This is a genomic window from Streptomyces sp. NPDC126497, from assembly GCF_040302425.1.
Lineage (GTDB): Bacteria > Actinomycetota > Actinomycetes > Streptomycetales > Streptomycetaceae > Streptomyces.
Genome location: NZ_JBEORT010000038.1, coordinates 37,319 through 57,285, shown reverse-complemented (window position 1 = coordinate 57,285; position 19,967 = coordinate 37,319). Strand labels below are relative to the sequence as shown.

The 19,967-nt window shown below is 69.1% G+C and carries 18 protein-coding genes, 1 tRNA gene and 3 pseudogenes; 15 read left to right on the top strand and 7 right to left on the bottom strand.

Going from position 1 to position 19,967, the window contains the following annotated elements:
- The 3 genes and pseudogenes from ABTY20_RS17990 to ABTY20_RS17980 all read right to left on the bottom strand — a co-directional run.
- A pseudogene (locus tag ABTY20_RS17990) lies at window positions 1–392 on the bottom strand (transferase); the annotation flags it as partial.
- Window positions 389–1,675 (bottom strand): glycosyltransferase family 4 protein, encoded by a 1,287-nt coding sequence (locus tag ABTY20_RS17985; protein WP_502991831.1) that lies wholly within the window; start codon window positions 1,673–1,675, stop codon window positions 389–391. The pseudogene ABTY20_RS17990 and the gene ABTY20_RS17985, both read right to left, overlap by 4 nt.
- On the bottom strand, window positions 1,672–2,760 hold the full coding sequence (locus tag ABTY20_RS17980; RefSeq protein ID WP_351997966.1) for a DUF3344 domain-containing protein: 1,089 nt from the start codon (window positions 2,758–2,760) through the stop codon (window positions 1,672–1,674). The genes ABTY20_RS17985 and ABTY20_RS17980 overlap by 4 nt, the downstream gene beginning before the upstream one ends.
- 328 nt (window positions 2,761–3,088) lie before the next feature.
- Here ABTY20_RS17980 and ABTY20_RS17975 point away from each other — a divergent pair, with 328 nt between their 5' ends.
- The 6 genes from ABTY20_RS17975 to ABTY20_RS17950 all read left to right on the top strand — a co-directional run bounded on the left by ABTY20_RS17975 (window position 3,089) and on the right by ABTY20_RS17950 (window position 6,677).
- Window positions 3,089–3,904, top strand: a complete 816-nt coding sequence (locus ABTY20_RS17975) for a hypothetical protein (RefSeq protein ID WP_351997965.1) — start codon at window positions 3,089–3,091, stop codon at window positions 3,902–3,904.
- Between the two features lie 142 nt (window positions 3,905–4,046).
- On the top strand, window positions 4,047–4,307 hold the full coding sequence (locus ABTY20_RS17970; protein WP_351997964.1) for a hypothetical protein: 261 nt from the start codon (window positions 4,047–4,049) through the stop codon (window positions 4,305–4,307).
- A 95-nt stretch (window positions 4,308–4,402) separates the two neighbouring features.
- On the top strand, window positions 4,403–4,855 hold the full coding sequence (locus ABTY20_RS17965) for a tyrosinase family oxidase copper chaperone (protein ID WP_351997963.1): 453 nt from the start codon (window positions 4,403–4,405) through the stop codon (window positions 4,853–4,855).
- On the top strand, window positions 4,839–5,705 hold the full coding sequence (locus ABTY20_RS17960; RefSeq protein WP_351997962.1) for a tyrosinase family protein: 867 nt from the start codon (window positions 4,839–4,841) through the stop codon (window positions 5,703–5,705). Before ABTY20_RS17965 ends, ABTY20_RS17960 begins: the two co-directional genes overlap by 17 nt.
- Before the next feature lie 270 nt (window positions 5,706–5,975).
- The gene (locus ABTY20_RS17955) at window positions 5,976–6,236 is read left to right on the top strand and encodes a hypothetical protein (protein ID WP_351997961.1); all 261 of its coding nucleotides are present in this window, start codon (window positions 5,976–5,978) and stop codon (window positions 6,234–6,236) included.
- A gap of 150 nt (window positions 6,237–6,386) precedes the next feature.
- Window positions 6,387–6,677 (top strand): hypothetical protein, encoded by a 291-nt coding sequence (locus ABTY20_RS17950; protein WP_351997960.1) that lies wholly within the window; start codon window positions 6,387–6,389, stop codon window positions 6,675–6,677.
- A 141-nt stretch (window positions 6,678–6,818) separates the two neighbouring features.
- On the opposite strand, the gene ABTY20_RS17945 is transcribed toward ABTY20_RS17950, so the two are convergent.
- A complete protein-coding gene (locus ABTY20_RS17945) occupies window positions 6,819–7,748 on the bottom strand; it encodes an alpha/beta fold hydrolase (protein ID WP_351997959.1) in 930 nt (309 codons plus the stop codon).
- 506 nt (window positions 7,749–8,254) lie between these two features.
- Between ABTY20_RS17945 and ABTY20_RS17940 the strand changes: the two genes are divergently transcribed.
- Window positions 8,255–9,022 (top strand): calcium-binding protein, encoded by a 768-nt coding sequence (locus tag ABTY20_RS17940; RefSeq protein WP_351997958.1) that lies wholly within the window; start codon window positions 8,255–8,257, stop codon window positions 9,020–9,022.
- 651 nt (window positions 9,023–9,673) lie between these two features.
- Here the strand turns inward: ABTY20_RS17940 and ABTY20_RS17935 are convergent.
- The 3 genes from ABTY20_RS17935 to ABTY20_RS17925 form a co-directional block, all read right to left on the bottom strand.
- Complete coding sequence (locus tag ABTY20_RS17935; protein ID WP_351997957.1) at window positions 9,674–10,399, bottom strand: transporter substrate-binding domain-containing protein; 726 nt, start codon at window positions 10,397–10,399, stop codon at window positions 9,674–9,676.
- A gap of 259 nt (window positions 10,400–10,658) precedes the next feature.
- Window positions 10,659–10,741, bottom strand: a tRNA-Ser gene (locus ABTY20_RS17930).
- Window positions 10,742–11,014: 273 nt separating this feature from the next.
- Entirely contained in the window at window positions 11,015–11,773 is a 759-nt protein-coding gene (locus ABTY20_RS17925; RefSeq protein ID WP_351997956.1) for a GntR family transcriptional regulator, read from the bottom strand.
- Between the two features lie 78 nt (window positions 11,774–11,851).
- Here ABTY20_RS17925 and ABTY20_RS17920 point away from each other — a divergent pair, with 78 nt between their 5' ends.
- From ABTY20_RS17920 to ABTY20_RS17885, 8 genes and pseudogenes are all read left to right on the top strand, one after another.
- A complete protein-coding gene (locus ABTY20_RS17920) occupies window positions 11,852–12,130 on the top strand; it encodes a hypothetical protein (RefSeq protein WP_351997973.1) in 279 nt (92 codons plus the stop codon).
- Window positions 12,131–12,653: 523 nt separating this feature from the next.
- Window positions 12,654–12,878 carry a hypothetical protein gene (locus ABTY20_RS17915; RefSeq protein ID WP_351997955.1) on the top strand — a complete coding sequence of 75 codons (225 nt, stop codon included), beginning with the start codon at window positions 12,654–12,656 and terminating at the stop codon, window positions 12,876–12,878.
- Window positions 12,879–12,885: 7 nt separating this feature from the next.
- Window positions 12,886–13,619 (top strand): annotated as a pseudogene (locus tag ABTY20_RS17910) (GntR family transcriptional regulator).
- A complete protein-coding gene (locus ABTY20_RS17905; RefSeq protein ID WP_351997954.1) occupies window positions 13,616–13,918 on the top strand; it encodes a hypothetical protein in 303 nt (100 codons plus the stop codon). Before ABTY20_RS17910 ends, ABTY20_RS17905 begins: the two are co-directional and overlap by 4 nt.
- 1,684 nt (window positions 13,919–15,602) lie before the next feature.
- Entirely contained in the window at window positions 15,603–16,958 is a 1,356-nt protein-coding gene (locus ABTY20_RS17900) for an RNA-directed DNA polymerase (protein ID WP_351997953.1), read from the top strand.
- A gap of 92 nt (window positions 16,959–17,050) precedes the next feature.
- Window positions 17,051–17,758 (top strand): SMODS-associated NUDIX domain-containing protein, encoded by a 708-nt coding sequence (locus ABTY20_RS17895; RefSeq protein ID WP_351997972.1) that lies wholly within the window; start codon window positions 17,051–17,053, stop codon window positions 17,756–17,758.
- Window positions 17,759–18,127: 369 nt separating this feature from the next.
- Window positions 18,128–19,156 (top strand): annotated as a pseudogene (locus ABTY20_RS17890) (IS481 family transposase); the annotation flags it as partial.
- Window positions 19,157–19,812: 656 nt separating this feature from the next.
- The gene (locus tag ABTY20_RS17885) at window positions 19,813–19,935 is read left to right on the top strand and encodes a hypothetical protein (RefSeq protein WP_351997952.1); all 123 of its coding nucleotides are present in this window, start codon (window positions 19,813–19,815) and stop codon (window positions 19,933–19,935) included.
- Window positions 19,936–19,967 lie beyond the last annotated feature (32 nt).

Sequence of the window (19,967 nt, the reverse complement as noted above, 5' to 3'; positions counted from 1 at the left end):
CCGGCGGGCAGCGCCTGCTCCGGCCGGCACGCCGCCCACAGCGCCGCGCCGGCCGCCCAGGCCACCGCGACGCGGCCGCACACGGCGGGCAGTTCCTCCAGCAGCTCCGGTACCGGCGGCCTCCTGTCCGGGGGGCGCAGCAGCAGCGACACCCCGATCAGCAGGGCGACGAGCAGCGGATGGCGCTGGGCGGCGGGCAGTGCCAGCGCGGCGGGCAGGACGGCGGCGCCGTCCGCGACGAGCAGCGGCAGTGGCGAGGCCGTCCGGGGCGGCGCGGCGGGCAGCCGGGGGCCGGTGTCGGTGCCGCGCGGCGGCATGACGGAGACGGGGGAGGAGGTCCCGTGCCCCCTCGGCGGTACGCCGGGGGAGGGCACGGTGCGTTCGGCGGTCACGAGTGGATGGGCTCCCTGTGTGCAAAGGGCTCGGCGCGCGACTCCGCCCGGCCGGCCCCGGCGCACCCGGCCGTCCGGCACGGGTGCGTCCTGGTCGTGGCGGGGAAGGCGCCGAGCAGGTCGTGGTAGACGTCGGCGACCGCCCGCGCGGTGTGCCGCACGTCGTGGAGGGACAGCACGTGCCGGCGGCCCCGGTCGCCGAGGGAGGCGCGCAGCGCCGGGTCGAGCAGCAGCGCGCCGACCGCTCCGGCCAGGGCCCGGGGATCCTCCGGGGGCACCACGCAGGCGGTGGTGAAGGGGCGCGGCAGGCTCTCGCGGGCGCCGTCGACGTCGGTGACGACCACGGGCCGCCCGCAGGCCATCGCCTCCAGCGGGGCCAGCGCCATGCCCTCCCAGCGGGACGGCAGAACGACGAGATCGGCGGCCTGGTACCAGGGGGAGGCGTCCGCGACGGCCCCCGCGAACAGCACGGACCCGGGCGCGAGGGCCCGCAGCCGGTCGCGGTCCGGCCCGTCGCCGACCAGGACGAGACGGGCGTCGGGCACCTGGCGCAGCACGGCGCTCCAGGCCCGCAGCAGGACGTCCTGCCCCTTCTGTCGGCACAGCCGGCCCACGCAGACGGCGAGCGGCGCCCGCGCGTCCACCCCGGCCAGCGGCGCGAGCCCGGCCCGTACGGGGGCGGCGGGCGCCGGGCGGAAACGGTCGGGGTCGATGCCGTTGGGCACGACGGTCCAGCGGCCGGTGATCCCGGCGCGCACCCCGGTGGCGCGTTCGGCCTCGCTCACGCAGACCACCCGGGCGGCCCAGCGCGCCGCCCACCGCTCCCAGCGCAGCGCGAGGGCCGCCGTGCCCCCGCCCACCGCCTCGAACGACCAGGCGTGCGGCTGGAACACGGTGGGGATGCGTCCGCGCACCGCGAGCCGTCCGGCGAGCCCGGCCTTCGCGCTGTGGGCGTGCACCAGGTCGGGGCGCACCTCGTCGATCAGCCGGGCCAGCTGCCGTACCTCCCGCGCCAGCGAGGGACCCGGCGAACGCGTCGCCCTCCAGCGCCGTACGGGCGCGCCGAGCGACCGCAGCTGTCCGGTGAGGGGGCCGTCGGGGCAGGCCGCGGTGACGTCCAGGCCGTCCGCGAGCTGGGCCCGGACCAGGTCGGTCACGACCCGCGCCACCCCGCCGTCCACCGGCTGGGTGAGGTGCAGCACCCGCGGCCGGCGTCCGCCGGCCGACGGGTCGGCGGTCACGGTCTGCGCGCGCAGGAGGGCGCCCGGCGTGGACACGCTCACCGCCGGGCGTCGACGGCGGCGAAGAGCACGCCCGCCCATGCCGCGTCCCGCTGGGACGTGAGCCGGAAGGCCGCCCGGTCGCCGGCGTGCGGCAGCCCCCCGGAGAGGTCGAACACGTCGGAGTCGTAGCCGAGGGTGTTGGCGTACGCCGGCACCCGCGCGGGGGACGCGCCCCCGGGGTCGGCGATGGTGGAGTTCAGGACGTCGTCGAAGGGGTTGGCCCGGTCGGCGAACGCGGTGGGGGTGGACCCGTCGGCGGCGAGGACGAGCGAGTCGCCGGTGGTGCCGCGGTCGCCGTTGTACGCCACCAGCCCAGCCCGGCCCCCGGCGCCCGCCGGGAACGGCAGGTCGCGCAGCGGCATCTCGACGCCCGAGCGGCCGCCCAGCGGGGCGAAGCCGTCCCAGAGCGCGAGGTGCCGCAGCGGTTCCGCCGGGTTCTCGTACGCCACCACCAGCGTCCAGCCGCCCCAGGTCCCGGCCGCCGACCTGCCCATGGCCACGTTGACCTGCGCCACCGTGTACAGCCCCGGTCCGCTGTCCCGCACCAGCGCGGTCACGTCCGCCGAGGCCTGGAAGGCGTCCGCGCCGTCCGCCACCCGGTGTCCCACCAGCGTGTCGGCGAGCAGCTCCTTGTACGCGCCGCCGGGCTCGGCGATCAGCACCCGCCCGTTGTCCTGCCACGGCTTCTGCTCGCCGGCCAGCAGGTTGCCGCCCCAGTACAGACGGGCGTACGTCACCCGGGAGCCGGCGGGCAGACGGACCTCCGCGCGGGAGGAGTTGTACGTGTTCGGGTCCTGGTCGACGTCGATGTAGCCCATCTCGAAGTCGCCGTTCGTCCCGTGCGCGCCGGCCTGCGCGTCCCGGCACGAGGACGCCTGGGGACGGCAGGTGGCGGAGGCGTTGGCGGCCCGCACGATGCCGCCGTGCTGGACCGCGCGGTACCGCTCGGAGAAGGCGAGGCCGTCGGCCTCCGGGGCGGGCGCGACCGGCGCGGCGGCCGCGAGGCCGCAGGGTGCCCACATCGCTGCGAGGGAGAGGACGCCCACCGCGGCACGGCGAAGCAACTGACCCGGGGAATGACGCATGACCGTCGGAGCCTTTCGGAACGGGGAGGCGGTGCGGGCAGCGGGGAGGAGTGCGGCGCGACCGCCCATGAGGGTGCTTCGGGGTTCGCAACTCTAGTCATCAAACGGACAAATTCACCGAAATTCAGTGAACGGTGGCAAGTGTGTTGGAATCGTGAACCCGGTTCCGGGCGGCGGGCCGGGCCGCCCCACCGCCCGGCCGGGAGGAGGGCGGGCGGTACGGACGGGGGCGCGGGGCGGACAACCGAACGGCCTACGCCCGGTTGCCGGAGCCCCCGGGCGCTCCCACGGTGGGTTCCACGAACCGAAGCCCGCGAAAGGAACCTCCATGCGCGCTCTGCCCGTCCGGCGCCTCGCACCCGGCGCACTGTGCGCCGCCCTGCTGGCCGGCATCACCGCCCCGGCCGCCGTGGCGGCCGACACGGCCCCCGAGCATCACCGCGCGAGCTCCTCCGCCGCGCTGCTCGAGCGGGTCGGGGCCGTCGCCGGGGACGAGCGCGCGCTCGCCCCGGTCGTCGCCCTGGTGAGGGCCGCGCTCGACGCGGACGGCGGCCGGCTGCCCGCCGCCGAGGCCGGGAAGCTGGGCGAGGCGGCGAAGGCCGCCCTGGCGGAGGCGGCCGACGAGGACCCGGTCGTCATGACCGGGACCACCACCGTCACGACGGACGACACACACCTGGTCATCACCGGGGACGACCTCACCGAGGAGGAGCTGACCGTCCTGCGGGAGGCCCTCGACAGCCTTCTCGACCTGCTCCGGCCCGGCCCCGACACCGGCACGGCGACGGAGGAGGGCACCGGGACGGACGCGGCGACGGAGGAGGGCACCGGGGCGGACGCGGCCACCGGGGCGAGCGCCGGGGAAAGCGCGGAGCCGGCCACCGAGGCGGAGGAGAGCACCGGCACGAGCGCGCAGACGGACGCGGAGACGGAGGCGCAGGCGGACCCGGAGGCCGCGCAGGCGCCGTCGCCGGTCGACGGATTGCTGTCCCGGGTGGACGACCTCGTCTCCGCGCTCACCGGCGCCCGGCCCCAGGCGTCGGTCCTGCCCGCGCCGGCCGGCCCCGCACAGCCGCCGCTGCTCCCGGGCGTCACGTTCCCCGCGCTCACCTCGCTGCTGCTGCCGCCCTCGGCGTCCTCGTGAACCCCGGCGTCCTCAAATGATTCTCATATGAGGACTCGTCAATCTTCGGCTCCGTGGTTTCCGCTCCGCCCGGGGATCGTTAGGCACGGCGACAGAATTCCCCTCCGGTGACCGCCTCCGCGTCGCCGAAGAAAGGAACACGATGAAGTCCCTGAAGGCTGCCGCCGTCCTCGCCGGAACCCTGATCGCCGCCGGTGCCGCAGCGCCCGCGTACGCCCAGGAGTCCCTTGACCTGGCGAAGACCGGCGTCGACACCGGTCTGCGCACCGCGGTTCCCTTCGAGGTGCAGGAGTCGGAGAAGCTCGAGGCCGACGAGAGCACGCTGCTCGAAACGACGAAGGAAGCGGCCGCCACGATGAACGAGGCCAAGCCGGTCCGCGGCGACCTGGGGCTGCACGCCTGAAAACCCCGCCCCGCGACATCCGGCCCCCAGTTTCCCCTGGGGGCCGGATGTCGTTTGCCGTTACGGACAACCGTACGGACAAGGGAGTTGGGCCGATGATCATCGGAATCGACGGAACCCCCGAAGGCGCGCAGCCGCCGCCCGCGCCGGAGGGCAGAACGCGGCGGGACGTGGCCCGCGGACTGCGCACCGGCGCGCTGGCCGTGGCCCTGGCGCCGCTGCTCGCCGCCTTCCGCGCACCGCGGTCCGCGGCCGGGAGGGCTCCGGACCGCGCCTCCTTCGACCAGACGTACCGCGGCCGCCGCATCCGGGGGGAGCGGACCGCCGACGGCCACTGGCACGTCACCCTCGACGGCCGCCCCCTGCACCTGATGCGCCGGGCCGACGGCACCTGGCTGAGCATGGTCGACCACTACTGCTCCTACCCGACACCGCTCGAGGCCGCCCGCGCCGCCGTGGACGCCCTCGCCCCCGGCGAGCGACTGCGCGCGGCCGGCACGGAACCGCGGCACGCACACCAGGGAGGCCTCCATGGCGTACGTGCGTAAGGACGCCGCCACCCTCACGGCGTCCGAGAAGCGCCGGTTCGTGAACGCGCTGCTCGAGGTGAAACGGCGCGGCGAGTACGACGAGTTCGTGCGCACCCACCTCGCGTACTACTCCTCCGACGGCGAACGGGGGCTGCGCACCGCGCACATGGCGCCCTCCTTCCTGCCCTGGCACCGCCGGTTCCTGCTCGACCTGGAGGAGGCGCTGCGCCGGGTGGACTCCTCGGTGACCCTGCCGTACTGGGACTGGACCCGCGACCGCACGGCCCGTTCCGCGCCGTGGACCGCGGACCTCCTCGGCGGCGACGGGCGCCGCTCCGACCGCCAGGTGACGACGGGCCCGTTCGCCTACCGGGAGGGAAACTGGACCATCCGGGTGGGCGTGACCGACGGGGAGTTCCTCACCCGGGACCTCGGCCGCCGGGCCGACCCGATCGACCTGCCGGGCAAGAGCGACCTGGAGTGGGCGCTGAAGGAGTCCGCCTACGACGTGGCGCCCTGGGACTCGACGGTCACGCGGGGCTTCCGCAACCGGATGGAGGGCTGGGGCACCGGCCGGGGCAGCGCCTCGTGGCGCAACCACAACCGGGTGCACCGCTGGGTCGGCGGCGTCATGCTCACCGCCGCCTCCGTCAACGACCCCGCCTTCTGGCTGCACCACGCCTTCGTCGACCTGCAGTGGTACCGCTGGCAGCGCAGGCACCGCAAGGCCCGCTACCTGCCGGCGGCCCCGCCGGGCTCCGGCGACGAGCAGCACGGCCGGGTCGTGTCCCGCCGCGAGAAGCTCCCGCCGTGGGACGTGACCCCCGAAGAGCTGGAGGACGTCAGCGGGACGTACCGCTACGCGTGAGGTGACACGCGGACGTGCGAGGAGCCCCGGCGCCCCAGGCGTCCGGGGCTCCTCGCACGACGTGCCGCCCGTCCCCGCCGGGAGCCCCGCCCGCGCCCCCCATTCGTCCATTTGATACCTCCTCAAAACGCCCTGACCTGCGATTTCGCAAGAAATTTACGAGATCGGCCGTTTTGGTTGTGGAGCGCCGCAAAGTGTCACCTATAGTCATGACCGTCGGTGAACAGCCCATAACGGACTGTGCCGACACGAACGAGAAACGGAGAGGTAATGCGTAAGTTCCAGAAGGCTGCCGTCGTCGTGGCCATGCTCGGCAGCGTTGGCTTCCTCGGTGCGGGCGTCAGCCACGCCGGTGAGAACCCGGGCCTGAAGATCGACAGCGAGCAGGCGCAGGAGTGCGTCGGCGAGGTCAACAACCAGCAGGCGCTCATCGGTCTGCAGGACACCAACGTTGCCCTCAACCTCATCGGTGTCGGCAACCCGGCCGCGGGCAACACCGTGGTGGCCTGCACCCAGAGCTTCGGTGGCTGACGATCACTGACCAGGTGATCTAGGCAGGTCTCGGGGCTCGAGCCTGACGGTTCGAGCCCCGGGGCTTCTCGGCTTTCGGGCCGGTCCAGTACTTCGGAGCGACCCTGCCGCCCGGTGGCGGAGGGTCGACCGCATAAGGAAATCAGGTAGATGTTCACTTCGAAAAAGATCGCGGCGGCGGCTACCGCCGGCATCCTGGGAAGCTTCGCGCTGATCGGCCTCGGCGCCGCCCAGGCGTCCGCCGGCGACGGCAACGGTAGCAACGCGTGCGTCGACGACGGCAGCAACACCATTCGCTGCGAGCAGACGCAGAGCTGCACCGGCGGGGGGCAGGTCGACTGCAGCAGCACGGTCACCCTCGGCGGCAAGAAATCGTCCGACAGGTCGGCCGGCGTGCCCATGATCACTTCGGCGACCGCCTCCCAGACGCAGCCCGCTTAGATCTTTCCGCGCGGCGGAGGACGGCCGGGACCCTCGACGGGTCCCGGCCGTTCCGCGTTGCCGGATCACCGGACGGGTGCGACCGCCTTCCCGGTGACGGCACTCCGGCGGGACGGGCGCCACCGGGGGAGGGCGGTCGGCTCAACGGCAGGCCGTCGCACGGGCACGACCCGCGCACGGCGACTCGACGGCGCCGCAGTACGGCAGGCCGTCGACGGGACGGTCGGTGCAGAAGCGGGCGATCAGGTCCGCGGACTCCTCACGGCGCTCGACCGTCACCAGGTGGTCCGCCTCCTTGACGGTGGTGAACAGCGCCCCCGGCATCGTCGCGGCGAGTTCCCGCCCCATCTGCGGGGTGCACAGGGTGTCGTACTCCCCGGTGAACACCAGGGTCGGCACCCGGGGGACCGGCAGGGGCTCGTAACAGCCGTGGGTCACCAGCCTGGTGTTGTGCTCGACGGCCTTGCGGATCTCGTCCGGCGTCTGGGTCAGGAACTGCTGCTGGAGGAGCCGTGCCACGGCCGCGTGCCTGCGGACCTTGCCGGCCTCCGGGTTCGACATGAACAGCCGTACCAGTCCGTCGGCGGCCCCCTCGATGTCGCCCCGCCCGAGTGCCTCCGACAACCGCGGCACGGCGTCGGTGTAGAGGTCGGGGAGGCGGCTCGCCGCCCCGGCGAAGACGATGCGCCTGATGAACCCCGGATGGCGCTGCGCGAAGCGCAGGCCGACGACCTCGCCGAAGCAGCCGCCGAACAGGTTCACCTCGGACACGCCGATCTCCGTCAGCGTGTGCTGGACGGCGTCGGCGAGGAAGTCGATGCCGTAACGGGCCGGCAGGAAGTCCGAGCTGCCGTAACCGGGCAGGTCCACGGTGATCATCGTGCACAGCGGGGCCAGCCATCTCTCGTGGCCCTGCCAGGAGTACCGGTTCTGCGACGAGCCTCCGAGCAGCAGCAGCGGAGCCGTCCGCGGCGCACCCTGATGGACGATCCGGCACGTGTACGCGAAACCCTCGAAGATGAGGTCCCGCTCCTCCACGAAGTCCTGGGCGGCGGGGACGGCAGTGCGCATGAACGGCTCCGGAAAGGGCGGAAGACAGCGAACCGTTCCATGGTGGCCGGGAGTCAAGCGGACCTGGTGCAATCACTCTAATGTGGGCGATCCTGATCGCATGGTAGGTAAAGCGGGAAAAGGTTGATGTTTCCGCCGGTCCATGGAAGCGAGCACCCCGGCCGATCCTCCGGCCGGGAACTCCGGCGCGACCACCCGCGAAAACCCGGCGGCAGCCGGACGATCCCGGAGCCGCCCTTGATCGCCGAGGGGGTGTCCGGGGTTTCGTCGTGTCGGCCGGCACCGAATGCTGTAACGGTGATGCCGTTGGCGTCGATCACGAGGGCCGGGGCGATGAACGAGCGGGGGACGAAGGGGAGTGAGCCGGGCGGTGGTCCCGACTCGCACCCCGTATGCCGGAACGGGAGATTCCGATTTCGGAAGGGAAGATCCGTACAACTCGGTGACGTCCTCGCGGGTCTCCCACACATCCGGACCGTGATCCGGCCCCTCGTGCTGGGAGAATCATGCGCAAGCGTTACGCGGCGGTCGTCACCGTTGCTCCTCTGGTCGTCCTCGCCGCCGTGGCGCCCGCAGCCCACGCCGACACGACCGTGGGGGACACCCGCATCACGTCCATCACCTTCGCCAAGGCGACCACCGGCGTCGGCGCCACGCTCGGGGCATCGGTCAGCGTCACGCTGACCGCCACGGACAACTCCGGGATCCACAGCGTCATCGGTCCCAAGGTGGTGGGCCCCGACGGGCTGATCATCCGTCCCACCCGCAACGAGTGCGCCGCGCGGAGCGCGACCACCGTGCAGTGCGTCTACAGCTTCCCACTCTCGCCGGACGGCACGGACGCGCAGGACCTGCGGAACAGCTCGGCGGGCGCTTGGCGCTTCAAGGCCAAGGCCGTGGCCGACGACGGCGACTCCCACCACCTGTCGCCGGGCGCACCGCTCGGCGTCAAGCGGCACGCCAAGCTGGTGGCCGCCCAGGCCACGCCCGAGCCGGTCGACCAGGGCGGCAAGCTCACCGTCACGGGCTGGCTCCGGCGGGCCAACTGGGACACCAACGTCTGGGACGACTACGCGGGCAAGTCCGTGGCCCTCCAGTTCCGCAAGTCCGGCACCGACACCTTCAAGACCGTCAAGACGGTCACCACCGACAGCGCCGGCAAGCTGCGCACCACGGTCACCGCGAAGACCACCGGCACCTGGCGTTGGCGGTTCACCGCCAACACCATCGTCACGGGTGCGACGTCGCAGGGCGACCGGGTCGTGGTGCGTTAGCCGCCGGAGGCGTCCCGGCGCAGGTGAACCGGGAGTCCGCCCGGTCGGCGGGCACCGCCGGGTCGTAGGGCCCGTGCGGCCCCCCGCCACCAGACGCGCGGGTGCTGCTCATGCCCATGATCGGGTCGGGCAGCTGAGCCATGATGCCCGACTGCCTTCGGCCGGCGTGTCGCGACTGCCGCGGCTTCAATGTCGTCCCGGCGCCAACGAGTGACATCAAAAAGTACTGGCGTTGGGCACTCTGAACGTCACGGAACGACTCCCGAAACAACCGCGAAACGACTCCCCCGGAAAAGTGACACAGTCAGCCAGCAGCGACGCGACGGCGTTCCGGGCGCGGCCACCCACGCCCGGAACGCTGTTCCAAGGAGGGGACAATCGCAGTAATCGGCGCGCGAGACCCAGCCGTGGGAGGTGGGGAATCGCACGGCCAGGAATTCCAGGCGTGCCTGGCGGGGAAGTTGGCTGTCGAGTCCCAGCGCGGTCCGGACGGATCAGCCTCAGTCAATGCGGTGAGGTACCTGACGTACGCAGTCCGCCGCAGCTCTGCGTGCCGGAGCCGTTGGCCTCGCCTCGTTCGCACATGAGGCTCTCGGGACACGCCGTCGCTGCTCGGTCGTCACGGAAGTGCTGTCGACGTCCAGGCCGGCGTCACACCGCAGTGGGGGCACTCAGCGTCGGGTCCTGGCCGGAGTGGCGTAGCGCCTCGGCGACGAATCCGGACGCCACCAGCTCGGTCACGAGTTCACTGAGGAATTGCGTGGTCCTCGGACTCCGCTCCTTCGTGGTGCCCATGGCCTGCCGGATCGTCATGAACGCGGGCTCCAGCAGGCGCAGTTCGGCCCGCTGGGAAACGTGCGCGGTCAACGGTTGGCGGATGCCGGCCGCCACGTCCAGGCTCTCGGCGTGGAAGACGTCGACCCCCTCGTCGCCGCGCACCACGGTGGCGTGACGCAGGGTGCGGCTCAGGTGGAGGTCGTACGCGGACCCCTTCTTGACGCCAACGCGCACCCCGTCCCGGTCCACGTCGTGGGCGGAGGCGAACGCCGAGTTCACCGGTGCCGCGTACACCCCCTCGATGTGCACGTACGGCGTGCTGAACGCGACTTCCTTCTCGCGGTCCGGATCCACGGCCAGAAAACACAGGTCGGCGTGGCCCTCGGCCACCGCGGCGTACGACTTGCGGGCCGCATCGAAGCAGATGAACTGCACCGGCAGAGCCAGACGTGCGGCAACCTCGCGGGCAAGCTCGACAGTGACACCGGACGGTTCGTCGGGGGTGCCCTGAGCAAGGACTGCGTTGCCGAGGTTGACGGAGGCGCGCAGCACTCCGGTGGGGGCCAGGTCGTGTGCAAGCTCTGCGTCTATGGGCGTCATGGCCCGAGCCTAGGCGGCTGTCATTCGGTCGTTCGTGGCTGAAGGCTCAAGGGTGGGAGAGGAGATCGCGTCGGCACCCCGCATGAGCACCCCACGCAGGCCCCTACAGGCCCGCAGTCGGCAACGGCGCCCCCTCCGTCCCGGTGCCGGCCGATCCCCTGCCGGAGGCATTGTCCTGACAGGAGCCGGGGCGTCCGGGGCTTCGTCGCGTCGGCTGGCATGCGTTCTGACCAGCGAAAAGCCCTCCCGAGAGGGAGGGTGGAGAGGGGCGCCCCCGGCAGGACTCGAACCTGCGGCCAAGCGCTTAGAAGGCGCTGGGTGAGATCACCGGCGTACGCCCTCTGACCTCGTGTTTTTCGATTGACGACTGCGGGCCTGCGGCGTCTTCGACACGCATGCGACAGAGGGGTGGGCGATGCATGTCGGCTGGAGCCGCCCGCTCGGGGTATCTGCCTGAGCATGCTTGCTGTAGTGGCCTACCGCTCGTACCACGGTGCAACGACCGTATGGGCCTTCGTGGTCGCCCTTCTCATCGTGCTGGTGGCGGGTTGGTACATCCGGCGCCGAAGGTAGGTACGGCACCCGCAGACCTGCTTCTCGGGATCCGGCAGACCGCTAGGGACGGTTGATCGGGATCTCGTAGACGATCTCGCAGTGCGCGGCGGGCACCACGATGTCCGCCGTCTCCACGGGCCGCCCCTGGTCGCTGTAGTACGTCCGCCGGATGTGCGTGACGAGCGCGGACTTCTGGATGCCCAGGAGTGACGCCTCCTCGGCGGTCGCCTGCCTCGGCTCCGGCTGCTCCACGGCGTGGCTGACGGTCACGCCGATCGCGGCCATGCGGTTCACCACACCCGCCCCGGCGTGCGGCCCTCCCTCCGGGAGGACAGCGAGCGTGCCGCCGGTGAGGTCGTACGGCTCCCAGCTCGTCGACAGCTGCACCGGCCTGCCGTCGGCCAGGAACTCGTACGTCGTCCGGACGCACAGGTCGCCCTCGGCGATACCGAGCCGCGCCGCGATGTCCGCGGGCGCCGGCACCTTGGCGTCGGTCCGGCTCTCCCAGTCCCCTTGCCTGCCCAAGGCCTTCATGTCCGCCCGGAACGGCGACCCGTCGGGCCGCTCACGCGCGGACGACCGGACCATGCGCACGCGCTGCCGGGACTCGGCGACGTACGTGCCCGAACCGGCGCGGCCCTCCAGCACGCCCTGGGAGATCAGCAACTCCTGGGCCCGGCGGACCACGTTCTCGCCGACCCCGTACTCCTGGCCGATCTGGGCGCGGGACGGCAGGCGATCCCCCGGCTCCCATACGTGCTCCGCGATCCGCCGCCGGAGTTCGTCGGCGACGCGGAGATAGGGCGGCTGCTCAGACATATGGAAAATCTAGTCCACTAGCTCTAATCTAGTTAACTAGCTTCACTCAAAGTGATCGCCGGTGACGGAGGCTGCCCTGTGCCCGCTTCGGGAGTAAGCGCGGTGGCCATCGCCGCTCGGCTGTCCGCCGTCGGGCTTTTCACTCGCGTGGAGGAGCGCGACCGGTACACGACGGTCGAGGCGGAGGTGCCGGAATCGCTCTCCGCCGACTCATGGCGGGAGGTCCTTGAAGTGGTGGCGGAGGCCGATCGGTTCGGGCTCCTCGCCACCAGCCTGAACGACCGCACCCTCTGGGCGGTCGTACGCAAAGCGGTCCCCGCGACGGGCGATGTCGGGGGACCGAGCCATCAGCGATAGGAGCCGATCAGCGTGCTCAACCGTATCCGCCGTGCCGCCTCGCTCACCAGAGTGCGGTACTTCCCCAAGGGCAGGCACCGCCGCCCCTTAACGCCCTACCGGCCGCCGGCCGCTCCCGCTTCCCCCGCCTCCGCCGACGAACTGGCGGCCACCCTGGGCCAGGCCCTCGACAGCGTGAACCGCCGACACTCGTTCCCGGGTGAGGACGTCGCGCTCGTCCGTCCGTACGTGCTGGCCTGGGAGAGGCGCGTAGGGACGCGTCCAGTCGTCGTCGCTCCTCGTCTACCGGCTGAGGCGTGGTCGGCCCTCGTGGGGGTCCACGGATGACCTCTCGCCGACAGCCTCACACCACCGACGCCGCGGCCGTCCCCTACCGATCGACCGCATGCCGGATCGGCACGCATTCCACCTGCGCGGAATCCTCCCCGGCCTCGGCGCCGGTCGGCCTCCCGGTGGTCTACGAGACGTGCGACTGCCCGTGCCACTCGATGCCCGACCGATCCACGGACGCGGAGGTGGGGCAGTGATCGACCGGACCCCCAGGAGCGCGCTGGCCTCCAACATCGAGGTGACCGCGACCACGGTGCAGCGCGGCGACATCATCCAACTCGGCGGCCGAGCCTGCCAGGTACAGGACCTCTTCCAACTTCCCCAAGGCGCCAAGCAACTGCTCTTCGAGTCGGGCGAGCTGCTGACCATGCACACGCGTACCCGGCTCGTCGCCGTGCGAATGATGAGAAGGCGGTGACCGGTCCGTGTCCTCGCGCCATCACGAGATCGCCGACGACCTCCGGCACCAGATCACGAGCGGTCGCATCAAGCCCGGCGAACGCCTGCCGTCCGAGGCCGGTCTGGCCGACCGCTACAGGGTCAGCACGGTGACACTGCGCAGCGCCCTCGCGGTCCTCCAGGGCGAAGGCCTCGTCGAGAAGATCCACGGCAAAGGCAACTTCGTCCGTCGCCCACTCCGCAAGATCGTGTGTACGTCGGCGGATGGGGGACGCTGGACCCGTGGACGGCCGCTGAGGCAGCCCTGCGGGTCACCGTGCGCAGCAGCACGATTCAGGCGGACGGGCGTCTGACGACGTTGCTGAAGGTGCCGACGGGCAGCCCCCTCGCAGAGTTCGTCTGCGTCAGCCATGAGGGGGAGTCACCGCACGGACTGGCACGCATCTACATCCCGCGGGACCTGGCACCGGCCGGAATGCTCGACCACGAACCGTCGTGCCGTGAGGCGATCGCGAGATTCGCTGTCCTCGGCGTGCCGCCGGCTGCTGTCCGGGAGACGGTCTGTGCCCGCCCACCCACACCGGACGAAGCATCAACCCTCCGGACCAACTCCACCGCGCCGGTCCTCGCGATCACACGCGTTGCGACCGACCCCACCGGGCGAGTCGTCGAGGCCGCGCTCCTGGTGTTTCCGGGGGACCGTGTCGACGCCGTCTTCACCACCCACCACGTGACCGACGAGAGGCAGACTCAAGCATGACGGCATCGGACGAACTGCGGCTCCTCCCGTGGTCGGGACCGGAGGGCAAGCCCTGTTACCTGAGCACCGACGACAGGGGCGGGTACATGTCCCGCCTGGCGGACAACATCGAGGCGGTGCAGCTGGGAACGGCAGCCGAGCTGCTGGACCAGGCCCCGGAAACCCTCGCTGACGAGGACGCCGACGCGGAAGACCTGCGCCGGCTGGCACAGGAGCTGACCAGGGTCCTGCGAGACGTGCTCCGCGTTGCGACCAGCCGGGGGCACCTCCTCGAGGTGAGTGAGCCCCAGAGGCCCTGAGGGGCGAGCGGGCGGCGCACTCCCTGTTCCGCCTCGACGGGGAGAGGGACCCGGACCGCGATTCCGGATTCCTCTCCCCGTTTTGTCATGGTGGCTCACATACTTTTGGCGAGGTGAGACCTGTCCACAGGCAGACCACGGTGGACTGATCACTGCTTTAGGAGTTCGATCCGGGCCCGTTCCGGCTGCGGTCGGTGCCTGGTGTGGCGGCCGGACAGAGTTGCTGGCGTACGCCCCCGTCCAGCGTCGTTGATGTCAGATGTGGATGTCAGAAGCCTTTTGTTCCGTAGCTCTACCGAGATCGGTCATGGGAAGTCGTACAGGTTGCAGTGAGAGCTGCGAGTGTCGACGCTGGGCACTGTCGGTTGCTGGGGTTGCTGTACTTCGTTGCTGTCATGCAGGATCGGCCGATGTCTCGATCAGTAGGCGCGCACACCGCCGACCCGTGCCCCCGGTGCCTGGTCGAGGAGGTCCGTACGGGCAGCCTTGTGCCTACCGCGGAGCGCGGTGCGGTCGGCTACACCTGTGGGCGATGCGGACATTCATGGTCCCGCCCGGTCGAGGACGACCTAGACGTGTACGACATCGTCAGAGTGGACCTTCCGGAAAGAATGCTTTACGGCACTGTCCGGCAGGTGGAGGACGACCGAGTCCAAGTGCTCGACACGAGCAGCGGGCGACTGCTGTGGGTCGAACGCTGGAGGACCATCCTCTACTGAGGCCGGTCTGATCTGAGCACCACACCATCAGCTTGGGAAGCTGCGATCATTTGGGGCCGGTTTGGGCGCTGACCTCGGCGAACAGTCGAGTCGCGGCGTCGTCGGGCTCAGCTGCTTTCCCCGTGGTTCCCTGCTGTTCCCCGCTCGTTCTGGTGCGCTTGTGGTGCGGTCGGGCAACAGGCCGTCGCAGGCTCGAAATTGGTGTGCGGCGAGGGCATGGTGGTCGGCACCTTGGGGCTATGAGTCGTTGGAAGCATTACGACAACTAGTTCCCCGATCTGGCCAGCTTCTCTGTCGAGCAGCTGCGGGAGTGCCGGGCCTTCGCCGCTCAGCGGGCTGAGGGTGCCCTGGCGCGTGGCATGGGTCGGGACCCCAAGGCTGCGCGGGAGTGGCGCAAGAGGCTTCGCGCTGTCGATGACGAACTCCTGAAGCGAGGGATCCAGCGGGCATAGCCGTCGTGTGAGCCGTCTGAGCCTCAACCGCCGACAGTCAGCCACGATGGTGGGTGCGCTGGCCGACCAGGCGCGCGTGTGCCTCGCTGTACCCCCACTCGCCTCAGCCACGCTGGTGGTGGTCTCGTCGACCAGAGCAAGTCGCGACCACCGAACCGCGATCACAGACCCGGATCCCTCAGCTTGGGAGCTTCACTTTGTCCCCATCCGGGCTATATCTCGATCACGGAGCGGGGCCTCAGCTCACTATAGTCAGCCACGGTGGCTATCGCGGCTCGTTCGACCGTGACCTTCTGTGGGGCGCTTGATGACTGCCCAGAGCGCCGACGCTTGGCTACGCTTGCCCTGCAAGCACTGAGGATGCTGGCACGAGGGGGACGAAAGCATAGGATGAGACGCCGCCCTTTCCTGACCTACCTTGACGAGGCATGGACCCGTCTCCTCCATGGACGAGGAAGGTCAGAGATACCCGACGTAATAAATTGGGCTGACGTACATTTCTCGTGGGGGGAAGTGCGAAAAAAGGTCGTCTCTTCACTTAAAGATGGCGACGTTGGGCCTGATTATCTCGAAATTATCGACTTGCCCAAGAACTCCGTCGCAGTGCGCCCTATCGCGCGTCTAGCGGTACACGATCGACTTGTCTACGACACTCTCGTGTTTTCTATCGCCGAGTTGGTTGAGGATCAACTTCGCAGCAGTGTGCATAGCGCCCGGTGGGGAGATAACGGGAAGGCTTTCTGGTCGCCCATTAATAACTGGGTTTCCATGCAGAAAAAGGGTGTTCGCATGATGGCGAAGGCCCCGTACCAGTTGGCTCGAACCGACGTTGTTTCTTTCTATGAGCACATAGATGCCGACACGTTGGCGATCGACATTCAATCCGCTGGAGCTACGCGTTGGGTGACAGAACATCTAATTCGATACATTCGGGTGTTCCAGTCATCGAGTCACGCTTGGGGCATACCCCAGGGGCCTGACTCGTCGGCGATCCTAGCCAACCTCTACCTGCTTCCAGTTGATGAGTTTGTGCACAGATCAGGTTTAGATTATCTGCGCTACTCAGATGACATGATGCTGTTCGACACAGAGAGGGAATCGCTCCGTAACGCACTATTAGAGATCAATTCCATTTTGCGCTCGCGTCGCCTGACCATGTCTACGACCAAGACTCATATATACGACTCGGCGCAGGCGCTTTCGCAGCTTGAGAGCTTGGAAAAGGATGCCATCAACTATGGGATAAAGATAGGAGAGGATGGAGCGAGTGAAAGGCTTTACAAGCTCTTCCTGGAGGCGACTGCTGCCGAGCAGGTAGACCGCGACGTTAAGTTCGCACTATTTCGCATGGGGAACATCAAGGACGATAGGGCGCTCGGATGGGCGTTGCGGAACTTAAAGGAAAGTCACCATCTAGCCAGCGAACTTCTCAGGTATCTGGAGTGCTTCCCTGAAAGGCGTTTGGCGATACGCAGAGCCTACATATCGACTATGCGGCTCGTCGAGGATCACAAGTACGATCACCTGGAGCAGCGAATTCTTCAATCGGCGATTCGTATGAGGATTCGCTCTGTGAATATTCGCGACATGGCATGGGCCATTTTGCAGGATAAAAATAAGCCTAGTTTGCCGCGCGAGTTCGCTGCTCGTTACCTTGGCAGGGTAAGCAGCATTGCCGATGGCCAGTTGCTGCGTCGACAGTTCGAAAATGAGCCCGACGGTAACGTTCGGAGGGCTTTGCTAGTTGCCATGTATGAAGCGCATTCTGTTTCGCGCATCTTGCTGGAACGGCATGCAAACTCTAGTACGCAACTCACGTGGATAAGTCGTTATCTGTTAACTGGCCCTCGTGTTCCATTGCCCCGGTAGGAGAAACCTTGTTGCGACTGGTCATTTATGCCGCTCTAGCCACATCCGCTGTCGTTGCTAGTTTCTTCATTTCTAATTCCACAGTGGTTAACATGACTGCTGGCCTAGGAGTCGGACTCCTCATTCCTGTAGCCGATGAAGTTGCGCAAAACTGGGGCAATCTTCGACACTTGTGGTACTCGCTAAGGTATAGGAGTCGCCCTATTCGGGTTTCTACCTCATATCTGTTCAAGATTTACATAGATGGTCGATACCTCCTTGTCAGAGGGTCCAGATATCCCAACCAGTTCCAGCCGGTCGGGGGTGTGCACAAGGTTACCCCGCAAGGCAATTCCATTCTTTCTGGTATGGGGGTAACGGACGATAACTTGGTTCCTCTCGATGCCGTCAGTTATGGCGATATACGTGTGCGTGTCCCCGGAAGAAAGATCTTCAGTTTCTTCCGGTGGTTCGATACGAGAACTGGTCGAGAGGACTCGCCGTGGAGAGAATTTCAGGAAGAACTGCTTGCGACAGGCATTTTGCCACAGGATAAGTTCCCGCACATTATGCACAACTATCTCAGGCGTGAGGTCGATCCGATCCGTTACAGCGATTGGGCGGATTCGCTAGAGATTTTGGTTCGCGATATTTATGAACTAGTGCCGAGTCAAGAACAGGAAGCGGCTTTGAGGCAACTCGCGGCAGCTGGACACCCAGACGTCGTTTGGGTCACCTCTCAGCAAATCAACCGTCGCGGTGCCGTCCCTGGACAACCGCACACTGTCGAAGTCTCGGCACACAGCAAGGCGGTGCTGTAGCAAGGTCGGTGGGGCGCCCTTGACGCTAGTGATCACGGACCATAAGTCGTGGAACCGACTGCCCCAGCCGCAACGGACCCCTTCTCTGGCGGCAGGTGGTTGAGTGCCTGAGCGCGGCACGGGCGCCGGCCGGGCTGGAGCGGGACGGAGGCAGGAGCGCAGGCCCGGCCGGGGGCCGGGCCGCGCGCGGTGAGCGGAGCGAGCCGCCTTGAACTAGTAGAGAGACTTTGAATCACACTCATGCTGGCGGCTGTGTCCGGTCCCGGGAGATGCTTGACACTTCGGTCCCAGCTGACGGTGGCCGTGTTCGGCTTTTCTGTGCACGTCGTTGCGGCGTGTGGTGGGAGGCCGGGATTGGCGCTGGTGGAGTTGTCGGGTGTCGAGCAGCGGTATCGGGCTGTGCTTGCGGTGCTGGCGGGTGCGACGGTGACGGAGGTGGCCGCGTCGCTGGGGGTGTCGCGGCAGACGGTCAGCGGGTGGAAGTCGCGGTATGCGGTCTCGGGTCTGGCGGGGCTGGCGGACCGGTCGCGCAGGCCGGTGTCGTGTCCGCATCAGGCTTCTGCCGAGGTGGAGGCGGCGGTGTGTGAGCTGCGGCGCAAGCACCCGAGGTGGGGTCCTCGGCGGATCGCGTTCGTGCTGGAGCGGTCCGGGCAGGTGGATCCGGCGCCGTCGCGGATGACCGTGTATCGGATCCTGGTCCGGCATGGGCTGGTGGAGCCGGGGGTGCGGCGTCGGAAGCGGTCGGATTACAGGCGCTGGCAGCGGGACCGTCCGATGCAGTTGTGGCAGATGGACATCGTTGGCGGGGTGATGCTGATCGATGCGGTCACCGGTGAGCTGACCGAGGCCAAGGTCGTGACCGGGGTGGACGACCATTCCCGGTACTGCGTGATCGCGCAGGTGGTGGAGCGGGCGACGGGGCGGGCGGTCTGCGCGGCGTTCGCCGGGGCCTTGCAGAGGTTCGGGGTGCCGGAGGAGGTGCTGACCGACAACGGCAAGCAGTTCACCGACCGGTTCGGGCAGGGCGGTGAGGTGCTGTTCGACCGGATCTGCCGGGAGAACGGGATCGCCCACCGGCTGACCCAGCCGGCGTCGCCGACCACGACGGGCAAGGTCGAGCGGTTCCACCAGACACTGCGACGCGAACTCCTGGACGACTGCGGCGCGTTCGAGAGCATCGAGGCGGCTCAGGCGGCGCTGGATCGTTGGGTGCAGGAATACAACGCGGTGCGTCCGCATCAGGCCCTGGGCATGCAGTCTCCCGCCGACCGGTTCACCCCGATGCCCGAGGAGGAGCGGGATGTGCCGGGCTTGCGGGTGCCCGGGATGTTGGCGCTGGTGCCGCCGCAGCGGACACCCCCAGCGGAGCCGGAACCGGTCGACGTGCCGCCGGTGCCGGCCGTCCTGCCCGAGCCGGCCCCGGTGGTCCCGGCGGGGCCGGGTGGGCCGGTGGAGTTCGAGCGGGTGGTGCCGGCGAGTGGGAATCTGCAGGTCGCGGGCAAGCAGTTCTGGCTCGGGCCGGCCCGTTCGGGGCTGACGGTGACGTTCTGGGCGGACACCTCGGTGATCCATCTGCTGATCGCCGGGACGCGGATCAAGACGGTGCGGTCGCATCTGTCGGTGGCGGATCTGGGACGGCTGGCCGCCCGGGGCGGGCGTGCGGCCGGGCCACCGCCGCTTCCCGTCGGTGACAGGGAGGGGACGGCGTTCGAGGTGGACCGGGTGGTGAACAACAGCGGCCTGGTGGGCCTGGGCGGGCGCCAGGTGCTGGCCGCGGAGATCCTCGGCGGCCGCCGGGTGGGCATCCGCATCGACGCCGAGACGCTGTCGTTCTTCGATGTGTCCTCGCGGGAACTCCTGCGGGTGCGGCCCAACCCGCTGACCGGTGAGGAGGTGCGTCGGCTGCGGGCCTGCGTCCGGCCGGACCGCCACCGCGGCCGGGCATCGAGCCGGTGCGGGTGCAGCGGCGGGTCAGCGCGGTGGGCACCGTCATGGTCTGCCGCCAGACCGTCTCCCTCGGCCGCCCCTACGCGGGCCAGACGGTGACCGTGCACGTGTCGGACACGACGATCACCGTCGAGCTGGACGGCCAGGTCCGGGCCATCCGGCGCACCACCGACGTCCCGGTCCGCAACGTCAAGGCCAACAGGCCCCACAGGGTTTCCGATGTTGTCTAGGCCCACCGTCAAGCAACAGCCGGGACCAGAAC

Bases quoted from the DNA above. Each gene is read 5' to 3' on its own strand.
- ABTY20_RS17955 (WP_351997961.1), top strand. From the start codon at position 5,976: ATGCGTAAGTTCCAGAAGGCTGCCGTCGTCGTGGCCATGCTCGGCAGC.
- ABTY20_RS17905 (WP_351997954.1), top strand. From the start codon at position 13,616: ATGACGGCATCGGACGAACTGCGGCTCCTCCCGTGGTCGGGACCGGAG.
- ABTY20_RS17950 (WP_351997960.1), top strand. From the start codon at position 6,387: ATGTTCACTTCGAAAAAGATCGCGGCGGCGGCTACCGCCGGCATCCTG.
- ABTY20_RS17940 (WP_351997958.1), top strand. From the start codon at position 8,255: ATGCGCAAGCGTTACGCGGCGGTCGTCACCGTTGCTCCTCTGGTCGTC.
- ABTY20_RS17935 (WP_351997957.1), bottom strand. From the start codon at position 10,399: ATGACGCCCATAGACGCAGAGCTTGCACACGACCTGGCCCCCACCGGA.
- ABTY20_RS17960 (WP_351997962.1), top strand. From the start codon at position 4,839: ATGGCGTACGTGCGTAAGGACGCCGCCACCCTCACGGCGTCCGAGAAG.
- ABTY20_RS17945 (WP_351997959.1), bottom strand. From the start codon at position 7,748: ATGCGCACTGCCGTCCCCGCCGCCCAGGACTTCGTGGAGGAGCGGGAC.
- ABTY20_RS17965 (WP_351997963.1), top strand. From the start codon at position 4,403: ATGATCATCGGAATCGACGGAACCCCCGAAGGCGCGCAGCCGCCGCCC.
- ABTY20_RS17970 (WP_351997964.1), top strand. From the start codon at position 4,047: ATGAAGTCCCTGAAGGCTGCCGCCGTCCTCGCCGGAACCCTGATCGCC.
- ABTY20_RS17980 (WP_351997966.1), bottom strand. From the start codon at position 2,760: ATGCGTCATTCCCCGGGTCAGTTGCTTCGCCGTGCCGCGGTGGGCGTC.
- ABTY20_RS17895 (WP_351997972.1), top strand. From the start codon at position 17,051: ATGACTGCTGGCCTAGGAGTCGGACTCCTCATTCCTGTAGCCGATGAA.
- ABTY20_RS17975 (WP_351997965.1), top strand. From the start codon at position 3,089: ATGCGCGCTCTGCCCGTCCGGCGCCTCGCACCCGGCGCACTGTGCGCC.
- ABTY20_RS17925 (WP_351997956.1), bottom strand. From the start codon at position 11,773: ATGTCTGAGCAGCCGCCCTATCTCCGCGTCGCCGACGAACTCCGGCGG.